The organism is Enterobacter pseudoroggenkampii (assembly GCF_026420145.1).
Classification (GTDB): Bacteria; Pseudomonadota; Gammaproteobacteria; order Enterobacterales; family Enterobacteriaceae; genus Enterobacter; species Enterobacter pseudoroggenkampii.
Genome location: NZ_JAPMLV010000001.1, coordinates 683,326 through 699,090, shown reverse-complemented (window position 1 = coordinate 699,090; position 15,765 = coordinate 683,326). Strand labels below are relative to the sequence as shown.

At 55.4% G+C, this 15,765-nt stretch carries 10 protein-coding genes; 4 read left to right on the top strand and 6 right to left on the bottom strand.

All coding sequences use genetic code 11. From position 1 onward, the window contains the following. Positions 1 to 14 precede the first annotated feature (14 nt). From pncB to aspC, 4 genes are all read left to right on the top strand, one after another. Positions 15 to 1,217, top strand: coding sequence for a nicotinate phosphoribosyltransferase (gene pncB / locus OTG14_RS03310; protein ID WP_267214581.1), 1,203 nt, complete (start codon positions 15 to 17; stop codon positions 1,215 to 1,217). 166 nt (positions 1,218 to 1,383) lie between these two features. Then, the gene (asnS, locus tag OTG14_RS03305; protein WP_090417515.1) at positions 1,384 to 2,784 is read left to right on the top strand and encodes an asparagine--tRNA ligase; all 1,401 of its coding nucleotides are present in this window, start codon (positions 1,384 to 1,386) and stop codon (positions 2,782 to 2,784) included. A gap of 606 nt (positions 2,785 to 3,390) precedes the next feature. Further along, positions 3,391 to 4,482 carry a porin gene (locus tag OTG14_RS03300; protein ID WP_023615888.1) on the top strand — a complete coding sequence of 364 codons (1,092 nt, stop codon included), beginning with the start codon at positions 3,391 to 3,393 and terminating at the stop codon, positions 4,480 to 4,482. Positions 4,483 to 4,666: 184 nt separating this feature from the next. Then, the gene (gene aspC, locus OTG14_RS03295; protein ID WP_024907783.1) at positions 4,667 to 5,857 is read left to right on the top strand and encodes an aspartate transaminase; all 1,191 of its coding nucleotides are present in this window, start codon (positions 4,667 to 4,669) and stop codon (positions 5,855 to 5,857) included. A gap of 51 nt (positions 5,858 to 5,908) precedes the next feature. On the opposite strand, the gene OTG14_RS03290 is transcribed toward aspC, so the two are convergent. The 6 genes from OTG14_RS03290 to mukF form a co-directional block, all read right to left on the bottom strand. Beyond that, positions 5,909 to 6,556 carry an MBL fold metallo-hydrolase gene (locus OTG14_RS03290; RefSeq protein ID WP_267214580.1) on the bottom strand — a complete coding sequence of 216 codons (648 nt, stop codon included), beginning with the start codon at positions 6,554 to 6,556 and terminating at the stop codon, positions 5,909 to 5,911. Positions 6,557 to 6,576: 20 nt separating this feature from the next. Further along, complete coding sequence (mepK, locus tag OTG14_RS03285; RefSeq protein ID WP_023335137.1) at positions 6,577 to 7,128, bottom strand: peptidoglycan L,D-endopeptidase MepK; 552 nt, start codon at positions 7,126 to 7,128, stop codon at positions 6,577 to 6,579. A 174-nt stretch (positions 7,129 to 7,302) separates the two neighbouring features. Continuing rightward, complete coding sequence (gene ldtD / locus OTG14_RS03280) at positions 7,303 to 9,126, bottom strand: L,D-transpeptidase (RefSeq protein ID WP_090417519.1); 1,824 nt, start codon at positions 9,124 to 9,126, stop codon at positions 7,303 to 7,305. 178 nt (positions 9,127 to 9,304) lie between these two features. Then, a complete protein-coding gene (mukB, locus tag OTG14_RS03275) occupies positions 9,305 to 13,756 on the bottom strand; it encodes a chromosome partition protein MukB (protein ID WP_090417521.1) in 4,452 nt (1,483 codons plus the stop codon). Next, positions 13,756 to 14,460, bottom strand: coding sequence for a chromosome partition protein MukE (gene mukE, locus OTG14_RS03270; RefSeq protein ID WP_008499954.1), 705 nt, complete (start codon positions 14,458 to 14,460; stop codon positions 13,756 to 13,758). The genes mukB and mukE overlap by 1 nt, the downstream gene beginning before the upstream one ends. Next, on the bottom strand, positions 14,441 to 15,763 hold the full coding sequence (gene mukF, locus OTG14_RS03265) for a chromosome partition protein MukF (RefSeq protein WP_024907787.1): 1,323 nt from the start codon (positions 15,761 to 15,763) through the stop codon (positions 14,441 to 14,443). Before mukF ends, mukE begins: the two co-directional genes overlap by 20 nt. Between the last annotated feature and the right edge of the window lie 2 nt (positions 15,764 to 15,765).

Genomic DNA, 15,765 nt, shown 5'->3' with positions numbered 1-15,765 from the left:
GCTACTGCGCACCTATGACTCAATTCGCTTCTCCAGTTCTGCATACGTTGCTGGATACCGACGCGTATAAACTGCATATGCAGCAAGCCGTTTTCCACCATTACTATGACGTTCATGTCGCGGCGGAATTCCGCTGCCGTGGCGACGACTTGCTCGGTATCTACGCAGACGCCATTCGTGAACAGGTCAATGCTATGCAGCATCTGACGCTGCAGGACGAGGAATATCAGTGGCTTTCTGGCCTGCCTTTCTTCAAAGCCGACTACCTGAACTGGCTGCGCGATTTCCGCTATAAGCCGGAGCAGGTCACCGTGCTTAACGATAACGGCAAGCTGGATATTCGCCTTGAAGGTCCATGGCGGGCAGTGATCATGTGGGAAGTGCCGCTTCTGGCGGTGATCAGTGAGCTGGCTCACCGCTATCGTTCGCCGGAAACGGGCGTCGAGCAGGCGGTCGCCGCGCTGGAAAATAAACTCGCGGCCTTCTCCAAGCTGACCGAAGGGTTAGACATGTCCCGCTTCCGCCTGATGGACTTTGGCACCCGTCGTCGTTTCTCGCGCGACGTTCAGGAGGCCATCGTTAAACGTCTTCAGCAGGAGCCGTGGTTTGTAGGCACCAGTAACTACGATCTGGCACGTCGCCTCAGCCTGACGCCAATGGGTACCCAGGCGCACGAGTGGTTCCAGGCGCATCAGCAGATCAGCCCCGATCTGGCTAACAGCCAGCGCGCGGCACTGGCCGCATGGCTTGAGGAGTACCCGAATCAACTCGGGATCGCCCTCACCGACTGTATTACGATGGATGCCTTCCTGCGCGACTTTGGTCCCGAGTTCGCTGAACGTTACCAGGGATTACGCCACGACTCCGGGGATCCGGTTGAATGGGGCGAGAAGGCCATTGCCCATTACGAGAAACTCGGCATTGATCCGATGAGCAAGGTGCTGGTCTTCTCCGATAATCTCGACCTGGCGAAAGCCGTCGAACTCTATCGCCATTTCAACACCCGGGTGAACCTGAGCTTCGGGATCGGAACCCGTCTGACCTGCGATATTCCTCAGGTAAAACCTCTGAATATTGTCATCAAACTGGTGGAATGTAACGGCAAGCCGGTGGCGAAGCTCTCCGACAGCCCGGGCAAAACCATCTGCCATGACAAAGCGTTTGTTCGCGCGTTGCGCAAAGCCTTCGATCTTCCTCAGATCAAAAAAGCCAGTTAAGCGCTTACGGGAGCCTCTATGGCTCCCCTCTTCTTATTTATTTCTTAATTCTTCTCTTTTGACTGCGAAATTTACTTGTCTGATAGCGGATGGCAGGTAACATAGATATCCCCCCATAAGGGTGGACAAGTGTTTATTTTTTCCGACTATTAACAGAGAGAATATTATGAGCGTTGTGCCTGTAGCCGACGTACTCCAGGGCCGTGTCGCCGTTGACCAACAGGTCACCGTGCGCGGATGGGTGCGTACCCGCCGAGATTCTAAAGCTGGCATCTCCTTCCTTGCCGTCTATGACGGTTCCTGCTTTGATCCTGTACAGGCCGTCATTAATAATTCTCTGCCCAATTACAATGATGACGTTCTGCGCCTGACGACGGGCTGTTCCGTTATTGTCACCGGCGTGGTTGTGGCATCCCCGGGCCAGGGCCAGAGTTTCGAAATTCAGGCCTCAGCCATTGAAGTCACCGGCTGGGTTGAAGATCCAGATACCTACCCGATGGCAGCAAAACGTCACAGCATTGAATACCTGCGTGAAGTGGCGCACCTGCGTCCACGTACCAACCTGATTGGTGCGGTGGCGCGCGTGCGTCATACGCTTGCGCAGGCGCTGCATCGTTTCTTCGACGAGCAGGGTTACTTCTGGGTGTCTACCCCGCTGATCACCGCGTCCGACACAGAAGGTGCGGGTGAGATGTTCCGCGTCTCGACGCTGGACATGGAAAACCTGCCGCGCACGCCGGAAGGTAAAGTGGACTATGACAAAGACTTCTTTGGTAAAGAAGCTTTCCTGACGGTATCCGGTCAGCTCAACGGCGAAACGTACGCCTGTGCGCTGTCTAAGATCTACACCTTTGGCCCAACCTTCCGTGCCGAAAACTCCAACACCAGCCGTCACCTGGCGGAATTCTGGATGCTGGAGCCGGAAGTGGCGTTCGCCGACCTGGACGATGTTGCGGGTCTGGCGGAAGCGATGCTGAAGTACGTGTTCAAAGCGGTGCTGGAAGAGCGTCCTGACGACATGAAATTCTTCGCAGAACGCGTGGACAGCGATGCTGTGGCGCGTCTGGAGCGTTTTGTGTCTGCCGACTTTGCGCAGGTGGACTATACCGACGCGGTGGCGATCCTCGAGAAATGCGGTGAGACGTTCGAGAACCCGGTTTACTGGGGCGTTGACCTGGCGTCTGAACACGAACGCTATCTGGCCGAGAAACATTTCAAAGCGCCGGTTGTCGTTAAAAACTACCCGAAAGACATTAAGGCCTTCTATATGCGCCTTAACGAAGACGGTAAAACCGTGGCAGCGATGGACGTCCTGGCGCCGGGCATCGGTGAAATCATCGGAGGCTCTCAGCGTGAAGAGCGTCTTGGCGTGCTGGACGCGCGTATGGAAGAGATGGGGCTCAACCCAGCTGACTACAGCTGGTACCGCGATCTGCGTCGTTACGGTACCGTACCGCACGCCGGTTTTGGTCTCGGCTTCGAGCGTCTGATCGCCTACGTTACCGGAGTTCAGAACGTTCGCGACGTGATTCCATTCCCACGTACACCACGTAACGCCAGCTTCTAATCGGTAAAAGACTAAAATGGCCAGCCTGTGCTGGCCATTATTTTATTCTGCATTGTCAGTTTTCGTCAGCGCAAAGTCAGCATCTTTAAACCTTCACCCCGTCACAACCACTACCTGTTACGTTTTGTTTCCGCGAAATATCCAGCCACAAAAAATAAACCCCATTCTTATTGCGATTATTACATCCTCAAGCGATAGCACAAATTTCAACCACTTTTTCAGCCATCCAGAAGTCTTTCTGCAGTCATAAGAAAAACTGAGTCGTTTAGCCTCTGTTTATATGAATCGCCGTTATCTCAATTAATCATAAGGAATTCATATATATAGGATATGTCCTGTCGCTTAATTCGCCAGGGCACTCTGAAGTTTGAGGTGGTTCACAAAGTTCCCAAAAATAAATATTTAGTTACACATATTTTCTTTCGGTTACTTAATCTTGAGAATTGTAGCACTTTCAGGCTAGCGAAACGCTTCGCCGAATGGAAAGATGCCTGTCAGATACATAAAGACACCAAACTCTCATCAATAGTTCCGGAAATATTTATTGACAGAATTTATTGACGGCAGTGGCGAGTGTCATAAAAAAACCAATGAGGGTAATAAATAATGATGAAGCGCAATATTCTGGCAGTGGTTATCCCTGCTCTGCTGGTAGCTGGTGCAGCTAACGCTGCAGAAATCTATAACAAAAACGCTAACAAGCTGGACTTCTACGGTAAAGCTGTAGGTGAGCATCAATGGACTACTAACGGTGCATCTAATAACAACGATACCACCTATGCCCGTATCGGTTTCAAAGGTGAAACCCAGGTTAACGACCAACTGGTAGGTTACGGCCAGTGGGAATACAACATGGACGCTTCCTCTCAGGAAGGTGCTCAGGGTACCAAAACCCGTCTGGCTTTCGCGGGTCTGAAAGCGGGTGAATACGGTTCATTTGATTACGGCCGTAACTACGGTGTGTTCTATGATGCGCTGGCTTCAACCGATATGCTGGTTATCTGGGGTGGCGACTCTCTGGCCGCAACTGATAACTTCATGACCTCACGTAGCACCGGTTTAGCTACCTACCGTAACTCTAACTTCTTCGGTCTGGTTGATGGTCTGGCACTGGGCCTGCAGTACCAGGGTAAAAATGAAAACGGCCACACCACTTCTCGCCAGAACGGCGATGGCGGCAGCTACTCTCTGGGTTATGACTTCGCAGACGGCTTCAACGTAACCGCGGCATACACCAACTCTGACCGTTCCACTAAGCAGACTGCCGATGGTAAAGGTGAACGTGCTGAAGGTTGGGCAACGTCACTGAAATATGATGCGAACAGCGTATACGCATCTGTTATGTACGGTGAATCCCGTAACATGACTCGTGAAAACGATGACGAATTCGCGAACAAAACGCAGAACTTCGAAGCTGTGGTTCAATACCAGTTCGACTTTGGTCTGCGTCCATCCATTGGCTATGTGCAGTCTAAGGGTAAAGACCTGACAGGCCGTACTGCTAACGGTGCTACTTTCGCAGGTGGCGATGCTGATCTGGTTAAATACATCGAAGTGGGTACCTGGTACTACTTCAACAAGAACATGAACGTTTATGCTGCGTACAAGTTCAACTTGCTGGATGAGAATGATTACACCCGTGCAACAGCTCTGTCTACCGACGACCAGGCTGGTGTTGGTATCGTTTACCAGTTCTAATCAGAACACCACTTTGTTATATGCTTAATGAACAGGGCTTCGGCCCTGTTTTTTTATGTGTGATAGAAAATAATGGCGACTTTTGAAAAGCCGCACGCTTTTCGTCGCAAACGGTTGGCATTTTGTAAATCTACCGTTAACCTGATAGCGGATTTCACTTCTGTAATCACAATGGAACTTCGTCATGTTTGAGAACATTACCGCCGCTCCTGCCGACCCGATTCTGGGCCTGGCCGATCTGTTTCGTGCCGACGACCGCCCTGGCAAAATCAACCTGGGTATTGGTGTATATAAAGATGAAACCGGCAAAACTCCGGTACTGACCAGCGTCAAGAAAGCTGAGCAGTATCTGCTGGAAAACGAAACCACCAAAAACTACCTCGGTATTGATGGTATCCCTGAATTTGGTCGCTGCACCCAGGAGCTGCTGTTCGGTAAAGGCAGTGCAATTGTGAGTGACAAACGTGCCCGCACAGCACAGACCCCAGGCGGTACCGGTGCGCTGCGAGTGGCGGCGGATTTCCTGGCGAAAAACACCTCTGTTAAGCGTGTCTGGGTGAGCAACCCAAGCTGGCCGAACCACAAGAGCGTGTTTAACTCTGCGGGTCTGGAAGTGCGTGAATACGCCTACTACGACGCGGCAAACCACTCTCTCGACTTTGACGGCCTGCTGGCGAGCCTGAGCGAAGCACAGGCGGGTGACGTGGTGCTGTTCCACGGCTGCTGCCATAACCCAACCGGTATCGATCCGACGCTTGAGCAGTGGCAACACCTGGCGAAGCTGTCCGTAGAAAACGGCTGGCTGCCGCTGTTTGACTTTGCCTACCAGGGCTTCGCCCGTGGTCTGGAAGAAGATGCCGAAGGCCTGCGCGCGTTCGCAGCCGTGCATCAGGAGCTGATTGTCGCTAGCTCCTATTCCAAGAACTTCGGTCTGTACAATGAGCGTGTGGGTGCCTGTACGCTGGTTGCTGCTAACGAAGAGACCGTCGATCGTGCGTTCAGCCAGATGAAATCGGTTATCCGCGCTAACTACTCTAACCCACCGGCACACGGTGCGTCTGTTGTTGCCACTATCCTGAGCAACGATGCGCTGCGCGCTATCTGGGAACAAGAGCTGAACGATATGCGCCAGCGTATTCAGCGCATGCGCCTGCTGTTTGTGAACACCCTGGCTGAGAAAGGCGCAGACCGCGACTTCAGCTTTATCATCAAACAGAACGGCATGTTCTCGTTCAGCGGCCTGACCAAAGAGCAGGTTCTGCGTCTGCGTGAAGAGTTTGGCGTGTACGCCGTGGCCTCTGGCCGCGTGAACGTTGCAGGCATGACGCCTGACAACATGGCGCCACTGTGCGAAGCGATTGTCGCCGTACTGTAATTTGCGCCCATAAAAAAAGCCTGCGTTATGCAGGCTTTTTTTTTATTCGGGTTACCAGACAGGCATTTCATCCTGAAGGAACGGGTTATGGAGCCGTTCATAGCCCAGCGTCGACATCGGACCGTGCCCAGGGATAAACGTAACGTCATCACCCAGCGGCAATAACTTTTGTTTAATCGACTGAATCAGCTGCCCGTGGTCGCCGCGCGGAAAATCGCTGCGTCCTACGCCACCTTTGAAGATCACATCGCCGGAAATCAGCAGACGAGACTGGTCATCAAAGTAGACGATATGGCCTGGCGTATGCCCAGGACAATGCAACACCTGTAAAGTCACATTCCCTACGTTAACGCGCTCTCCCTCGTTCAGCCAGCGATCGGGCGTCAGGGGCTGACACTCATCAAGGCCAAACATGCGGCTTTGGGCGGGTAACCCCTGCAGCCAGAACTCATCTTCTTTTTCCGGGCCGATCACCGGCACACCGTAGTGTTCAGCCAGTTCAGCGGCAGCGCCTACATGGTCAAGATGACCATGAGTGAGCAAAATCTGCATCAGCGTGACGCCGCTTGCTGCGACTTCCTGCTTGATTTTCTCAGCGTCACCGCCGGGATCGACAAGCGCGGCCAGTTTAGTCTGTTCGCACCAGATCAATGAACAATTCTGGGAGAACGCGGTAACCGGAATAATACGATAGTTCATACTGCTCCTGTGTTTCGTTATTACCAGTGCCGAACCGGACCGGTATCAATATGTACAAAGTTGCTGCTGGGGTAATATCCTACACCACCTGCACGCATAGATAACGCAGCTTTGCGAATATTGGCTAACGAAACGCCTTCAATATGGAAATCCATTGCCTGTCCCTTCGTGTGATAGCTTTTTTTCGCTACCCCGCGACTGTGGGCGCGCAGTTCATTGTTGGTATCAATCGAGCGATAGCCAGAAATGAGCTGCACCGGCTTGCTGGTGCCCAGCAGGCCCTGAAGGCGGAAAATCTGATCAAACAGTCCTGGATCGATGGCTTTTATTTTATTCGCGCGGAAATCACGGAAAAAATGGTTAAGTCTTGCTAATTCATCCTGAATATAGCCTCTGCCATCGAAAAACTCCGCTTTTAGCGACTCACCGGTATGAAGATTGTTGAGCGTTAAAACTCGCGGACGAGGTGTCGAGAGGGTGGCAAATGCTGGCGTCGGCAGGATGGCCGCTGCGCCGAGCGCAACGCCACCTAACGCCAGCAGTTTGCGGCGATTAGCGTCAAATTTGTCCATGATAATCAGGTCTACAGGTAAAAGAAATCGTAATATGCTTAGCGCACGAAGGGCACCATAACTGGCAAAACCAGGTACGTCAAGGCGCCCAACCCCAGTGAATACGCGGCTTGCAGCGATATAGCCGCTTATTCACCATAACTTACGACAATCATTTTTCCCGAACTGCTTCATTTACCTGATTAATTGTTCCGCTTTTGGCAAAATTTGTGCGCCGGATCGCGCGGTGAGATCATAATTGTAAATATCTGTACGATACTGGGTACGCCCGTCCTCGCCCACAAACGCCGTCAGATAGTAAAGATTGACCGGAATATTGTGGCGAATATTAACGTAACGCGTATCCCCCTGCTTCAGGGCATCCGAAATACGCGTATCGTTCCAGCCCGCATCCTGAAGCAGCATGTTGGCCAGCTCCGAGGCTTTGTTCACGCGCACGCAGCCAGAACTCAGCGCGCGAGTATCTTTCTGGAACAGGTTGTGGTTCGGCGTATCGTGCAGATAGATAGCTTCTGAACTCGGCATATTGAATTTGTAGCGCCCTAAAGAGTTATGCGCCCCGGGAGCCTGCTGGAAACGGAACGGCAGATTTGACGCTGTGATCGTCGACCAGTCGACCATATAAGGATCGATGGCCTCTTTACTGTTCCATCCACGCATCACCGTATAGCCATGACGTTCCAGATAACCCGGGTCGTTCCAGACCTTCGGCAGAATGTCTTTTCGCGCCAGAGTCGGCGGCACGTTCCACGGCGGGTTTACCACCACGTTATTCAGCGCGCTGCTCATCATCGGTGTTTTGCGATCCGGACGCCCGACAATCACGCGCGATGCCAGTTTTTCGCTACCGTCCTGGTAATAGACCAGGGAATACGCCGGAATGTTAACCATAATCCCGGTAGAGAGCGTTCCCGGCAGCAAGCGCAAACGCTGGATATTGAGCGCCAGCACCCCTGCCCGCTGCGCAGGCGATACGTTCAGCCAGTCACGCGTCGTCTGGCCAATGACGCCATCGGCCCCCAGCCCCTGAGCGGCCTGGAATTGCTTAACGGCCGCAACCAGCTCGCGATCGTAAGCCGCGGGTTTGTCGCTCAGGACAACGGCTTTCTTCTCTTTCACGGGCGCTGACGGGCTGACGGCGACGTTTTGTGGATCATCACCCGGGAGAGCAATCTTTGGCCCGCCTTCCAGAATACCGGAACGCACCAGGATCTCGCGCAGGGCGGGCACATCGCTGCTCCACTGCCCCGGACGCAGCGTCGCGGTACCGCGCATTTGCGGCCACGGACGCGTGTCCCCCACCAGCGCGAGGAGCGACTGGTGCAGAGTGGCATATTGTGGGTGCGTCGGTGCCAGGCTGGCGATAAAGCGCGGCAGTTCGCCATTATCCAGCGCTAGCTGCCATTGATTAATCACCGACAGCGCTGGCGTCGCCAGTTTGTAAGGTTTATCGCTGTACAGCCAGCGGTTGCCATTGACAGGAATACCCGCCACGAACTGCAGGTAGCCCATCATGGCATCGGAAAGCACCACGTCCCGCGCCTGCCCGGTGACAGCAGGATCGGTTAACAGCTCAACCCATTTTGTAAACTGCGGCTGAAACCCTGCAATCGCGACCTCCGCCAGCTGTTGCTGGAAGGCGCGCACGGCATCGCGGTTTTCCCACATCGGTTTCATATCGCGGGCAGCATAGAGGAGCGTGAGCTGATTGATATAGACAGGCGTGTAGCCTGACGGCAGCCCTGACTGCAGCTGCTGACTGAGCGATTCGGCATCGATGCCTTCCGGCAGCGGTTTAATACCGGCCATGACAGCCGTCGCCGGAGACTGGTCCAGCGGCTGGGACAACGACGTAGGCTGTGCGCCTGTCGTTGCCGAGCTGTCAGTCGGCACAATTTCAGGCTCGTCGGCCTGGGCGGTTAACAGTGGAGCAAACATCACTGCCAGGCATAAACTTAGCGCCGACAGCTGACGACCACATTCTTTCTTAAGCAACATCCCTTGCCCCCTGTTTTCACGACATGCCCATCACGTTGGGGCTTTCTTTCATTATAGGTAGACGGCTAAGCTGTTGCCTTACCTTATGTAAAGAAGTTTAAAGATAACGCAGCCCTAAGCACAAGTTAAGTTTAAAAAAAAAGCGGCGCCAGGGCGCCGCTTCGGGTCAGAAGATACTTCAGGAAGCGTCGGCTGTGGTTTCTGGCAATGACTCTGGCGGCTGCGGCGCAAAGCCACGCAGCCCCACAACGTGAACGTGTTCGCTGTTCTGGAACACTTTACGCACCAGTTTGTAGGTAGTGCCTTTCTCGGGGCTGATGTTCTCCGGCGCCGCAATAATGAGCTGCATATCGAGACGTTCGCAAAGCTCGAACAGCGTGGCAATGGAGCGGGCATCAAGACGCGCCGCCTCATCCAGGAACAGCAGTCGGCATGGCGAGATGTCTTTGCCGCGCAGACGGCGCGCTTCATCTTCCCAGCTCTGGACAACCATCACCAGAATTGACATCCCGGTACCGATCGCTTCACCGGTAGAGAGCGCCCCGGATTCCGCACGCAGCCAGCCGTCTGAGCCACGGTTTACCTCTACCTCCATTTCCAGGTAGTTACGGTAATCCAGCAGCTCTTCACCGATGGTTTGCGGCGTACGCTGGCCCATATCAATCTGCGGATTCAGGCGCTGATACAGCTTAGCCAGCGCTTCGGAGAAGGTCAGACGGTTGCTGTTGAACAGATCCTGATGCTGCTCGTGCTGCTCAGACAGCACTTCCAGCAGCGTCGCGTGGGCTTCGCGCACGTTGACGTTGAGGCGCACGCTGTTCACCTGGCCAAACGACACGCTCTGCAGACCCTGGTTCAGCTGGCGGATACGGTTCTGCTCGCGCTGAATGGTTTTACGAATGATGTTCGCCACGCTGCGGGAGCTGATAGCCAGCTTCTGCTCGCGGGAGGTCAGCTCCTCCGTCAGGCGACCCAGTTCGATTTCCATCTGTTCGATAGCCTCGACCGGATCGTCGGTACGAATGATGTCCTGACGAATACGTTCGCGCAGGTGCTGGTAAACCGCCACGAAGAACTGGATTTTACGTTCCGGACGTTTAGGATCCTCCGACATACGCAGCACGTCGCGCAGGTGTTCGTTATCCGCCACCGCCAGACGCAGCGCACCCAACGCCTTATCCGACATGGAACGCAGCTCGTCGGCTGAGAGATATGCCAGTTCACGACGGTGCAGACGACGCTCAACGTTATTGTCTTTCACCATGCGCATCACCGCGCACCAGCCCGCCTTCGCGGTCACAACCTGCTCACGCATCTCAAAGTAGTCGCGCTCCAGCTTGCGCAGGCGACGGGTCAGGTTATCCATTTCCGCTTCGCAGAAGGTCAGCGCTTTTTCCAGCTGATTACGACGCGCGCGGTTATTGCTGAGCTGTGCATGCAGCTCGTCACGACGAATACGCGCGCGCTCTTCTGCCCCGCTGTCGGCACGAACGCCGATGTCCTGAAGCTCTTTCTGAAGATCGTTTAACAGCTCTTTCTTGGTGTCGAAGGAGCTTTTCAGCGAGGCCAGCACCTGGTTGTACTGGTTCAACTGAGCGGAGTGGCTGCGCATTGCTTCACGGGCGCGAGTACGTTCCGCTTCCGCCTGCTCAAGGCGTTGACGCAGTTTTTCGTTCAGGTCGCTGTTACCGCTCAGCATTTCAGCCGAATCGGAGTAGCCGAAGTGGGCGCGACGCTGCACCACCTCCGTCAGGGCAAACGCCTGCTGACGCGCCTCGCGCTGCACCTGCTGTGACCAGGCATAGTCTTCTTTTAACTGCTCGAACTGTTCCGGGTCGCTCTGCAGTACAGACACGACGGGCTCCAGCTTCGCCAGCTGATTGCCGTGCTGCTGAACGAAACGCGCGGCTTCCTGCGCTTCATCCAGACGCTCCTGGATCTCATCCACACGGTCAGCCAGCGTGTCATCCGCCAGCAGATTCAGGCGCGGCAGAATGCGGTTAAGGGCCGCGACGCCCTCTTTCGCCTGCTCGAACTGGACGCGGCTCTGCTGGTTGTCGCTTTCATGACTGGCAATGGCACGTTCCAGCTCGCCACGGCGGGTATTGAGCTTGCGAATTTCCGCTTCCGGGTCAGCTTCAAAGGCCACGGCCAGATGGCTGCCGATAAAGCGGCTGAACGCCTGATGCAGGCGCTGGGTTTTCTGCACGTCAAACGACAGCGTCGCGAAACGTTCAGACAGCGTTTCACGCTCGGCGTGCAGGCTTTCGATGCGGCTTTCGCGCGCGGCGCGGCCAAACAGCGGCAGCTCAGGGAAGCGGGAATAACGCCATTGACGATCGGCGATTTTCACCACCACCGCTTTTTCCAGCTCGTCGACGCTGAAGACGCTGTCATCGAACGACTGCGGATCTCCTTCGATCAGGTAGAGATCTTCCGGGCAATCTTCCAGGCCGGCAAGCTGCTCAGAAATCAGTGACAGATCCGGGACCACAATCGCGTTACGGGATGGACCGTACAGCGCGGAGAAGTACGGGGCATCGTCAAGGCCAACGTCGTCATAAATCTCGGACAGCAGCACGCCGCCAAAACGCTCGGCCAGGGCATTGAGGCGCGGGTCTTCCGCACCGCCCGGCTGACTTAAGCGTTCAATTTCTTCGTCGACTTCACGCTTGCGCGTGCCGACTTCGTCACGCTCAACAATGGCTTCGCGCTCGCGCTCCAGCAGCTGCTGCAGATATTCGGTCACGTCCTGGCTGGATTCGAACTGCTCGCCGCACTGTTCGCTGAGCTGATTCAGGCTGCTTTGAGCCGCCAGCCAGACCGGCGCTCGTTGCAAGAGCGTCTTCGAACGAGACTGAATCTGCTCCAGCTCCTGACGCAGCGTCATACGCTGTTCGCTGGCGTTTGATACGGTATCGGACAGGGCCGCAATACGCGCTTCCAGCTCCTGATGCAGGGCCTCAAGCTCGTCGAAATCGTAATTTTTTCCCTGACGCTTGCAGAATTCCGCCAGAAGACGCTCGGCCTCCTGCTGCTCGCGCAGGCGCTGTTCTAGCTCGTTCAGACGCATCCGCAGCGGCTGAACCTGCTCGGCCAGATGGCGCTGGTTCACACCGTCGCGCAGCAGTTCACGGGCAACGTCCCAGGCTTCGTTACGCGCCAGCGGACCGTTAATCGCCACAACCAGCTGATAAGCCTGCTCAAACTGGCTGTGCGCCGTTTGCGCGACGCTCATTTTCTGTTCGAGGGACAGCAGTTTCTCGGTGGCTTCCTGCTCTTTGGCCTGGAAGGTGTCCAGCCACTCGTCGGCGCTATCCGGCGTCAGGTCAGGCAGATGGCACAGCTCTTTCGCACGCTGTAATGCCTGCAATGCCTGGGTGTACTGAATCGCTCGCGTCTGCTGCACGTCAAGTGCCTGCTGGTAATCGGCAAGCTGGCTTTTCAGCTCATCCACTTCCAGCTCGGCCGCTTCGGCGCGGGCTTCGTTCTCTTCCTGCATGTCGGCGGCTTCGGCCACCACTTCATTTTGCTCTTCGAGACGAATTTGCAGCTCGTCGAGATCCGCTTCATAGCGCTCGATTTTTTCCTGCTGACGCAGCGCGGTCTGCACCAGGTTCAGGTGATCGCTGGCGGCCTGGTAATCGGCTTCCAGGTCGCCTTCGGCACCGTTGTGCTCGCCCAGCTCGCGCGCCATTTCGACGTGCTTGTACTGCTCGGCCACCAGCTGTTTACGGGAGGTAAAGAGCTCGCGGCGATATTCTAATGCCTGATCGAGATGCACGCGTCGCTCGTTGGCGTGACGCATGTAGTCCGCCGCCACGTAGTTGGTAGCTTCGCTGATCAGGTGTTTAAACAGGTCGCGGTCGGACTGGGTAACGCGAATCGCTTCCAGCGTCATGCGGTTTTCACGCAGCGCCGCTTCCATATCCTGGAAGGCCTTACGTACGCCGCTGTTTTCCGGCAGCAGGTAGTCGCGCAGGGAGCGGGTGATGGCGCTGGAGATACCGCCATAAAGGGACGCTTCGATCAGGCGATAGTATTTGCTACGGTCTGATGCCGAGCGCAGACGACGCGCCACCACGCCCAGATCAAACATCAGCGCATGGTAGTCGGTAATCGAGTTGAACTGTTTGAACTGCACGCCTTCGATAGCTTCGAGCTTATCTTTCAGCTCCTGCAACGTCAGCACACGCGCCTGACGTTCGTTCAGGGTTTCCGTCAGCAGCGCCGTCGGCTGCACGGACGTTGGCAGCCCCTGGATCGCAAACGGTTTGATATCCACTTTACGGTCGCGACCAGCGACCTGCTGCAGGCGCACGCCCACCACCACACGCTGATGACGGGAGTTAATGACGTCCAGAACCGAATAACAGACGCCGGCCTTCAGCTTCCCGTGCAAACCTTTATCACGGGAACCGCTTGTGGCCCCCGCTTCGGTGGTGTTACGGAAGTGAAGCAGCGTCAGGTCAGGGATCAGCGCCGTGACAAAGGCCGCCATGGTGGTGGATTTACCCGCTCCGTTACCGCCGGAGAGCGTCGTGACCAGCTCATCCAGATCGAACGTTCGGGCAAAGAAGCCGTTCCAGTTAATCAGCGTCAGTGAGCGAAATTTACCGCGTTCAATCATTACTCTTCCTCCCCGCTATCCGGCAGATTCTCTTCATGCTCATCATTGAGCTGCAAATGGTTTTCCACCGGCATCGCTTCACCGTCGCGGATCATGCGAAGCTGCGCTTCACGCGCGTCATCACCCGCACGCACGTCGGCGCCAAAGCGGAAGACAGATTCCGTGATGCGGAATTTGCTGCTGTCGTGGCCCATAAACCAGACCATCCCCAGACGACGCAGACGGTTCAGGGAAGAGCGAACCTTTTCCTGTAATTTCTGACGGTCAAGATCCGACCCCGTGGAGCGGTTGTTCACCAGCTTGAGCAGTTTGCTCTCATCTGCCAGCGTCAACAGCTCGTCGTAAAGTTCCTGCTGGGTGAAGATCCCTTCATTCGCCAGACGTTCCGGGCTGAGATAGAGGTAGCAAAGAATTTTGCCGACCATCATATCCAGCTCCGAGAGCACGGAACGCGGAATCAGCGTCGTGGAGCGTGGACGCAGGTAGAAAAACCCTTCCGGCGCGCGAATAAGCTCCACGTTGTAGCGTGCGTAAAACTCTTCCAGGTACTCCTGGAAGTCCATCAAAAAGGCGTGATTATCCAGCTCGTCTAAGCCAATGTGACGACCGGCACGCAGCTGGCTGTCCAGCGCCGGAAATAACGGATTCGCCAGCGCCTGTGCCAGCTTAACCGGCATCACTTGTTCAATATTTGTCAATGACATGCGCCTGTACCTTGGCTCCGTAATCGTTAATTGGCTGCCACTTCGGCGGCAGTCCGGTGAAATCTGCTTGCGCGACGCCCAGGCGCACCGCCTGGTCTACCACAATGCGGGCAACGTCGAAGTGGCGCGCGCGCGGATATTGCGCCAGATAGTCGCGCACCACGAGCCCAAGATCCAGCGGCACTTGTCTGGTTTTGTAGACAGCGAGCTGTTCTTCGATCATCGCCGCAAGCTGCTCGCGAATTTCGTTAAATTCTTCGTATTCCAGATCCGGTGGCAGTTCACCGGTCACCTCTTCATCGCGCAGCGCCATCTCTTCGTCGCGCATATCCAGCAGACGATCGGCATTGGCGTAGGTCAGCGCCCACGGCGCATCGAAATAGGTCTGCACCGACTGACGCAGACGCTGGGCAAAGACGCGGTTTTTATCCATATCAATCGCGGTACGGATAAATTTATGCACGTGTCGGTCGTAGCCGATCCACAGGTCGATCGACTGCTGGCCCCAGCTAATAATGCGGTCGAGTTTGCTCTGCAGATCGAATACCAGACGGTCGATAAAATGCAGATCGTCATGCGCCAGCGTCGCGTCCTGGATGCGCAGCAGGTTAGCCTGCAGCTTGTCCCCTGCGGCTTCCAGCGTATCCTGGAGTTCGCGCAGCGTGCCGGAGGTTTCTGACAGCAGAAGTTCACAGCTGGAGATAGCCGCTCGCCAGTCTTTATTCAGCAACTGCGCGATATCGTCTTTCACCTGCTGCTGCTGTTCGTCCATCAGGCGCTGGGTGAGATCGATACTGTCGAAGATTTCCGCCACCGAATATTTCAGCGGCGCGTAGACGTTACGGTGCCAGTGGAATTCGTCACCGTTTTCATCCGCCGCGTCGGCGGCGCGCTTAAGCTCACCCGCCACGATCGACAGCTGCATGGAAAGACGCAGCGTGGAAAATTCACGCTGGCGAATGTAGTAATCGGTGATGCCGATGCCCAGCGGCGTCAGGCGATAGATGGCGTTTCCTTCCGCCTGCTCGCTGGTAAAGCGGTTCAGCAGACGTTGACGCACCATATCGTTGATCGCGTTGTTGGCACGCACGCTAATGGTTTCGCTGGTTTGCTCAAACGCATCACTGACGTGGCGGAACGCATCCACCAGTTCACCCTCGCTCATTTCACCATCCAGCCGCTCGCCGTTCAGCGTGGCGACCGCCAGCAGGAAAGAGAGTCTGTCTACCGGCAGCGAGATGGAGAAATCGTTTTTCCTGGCCCAGGCAACCAGTTCGGGGACTGTCTGGGAAAATTCACTCATAG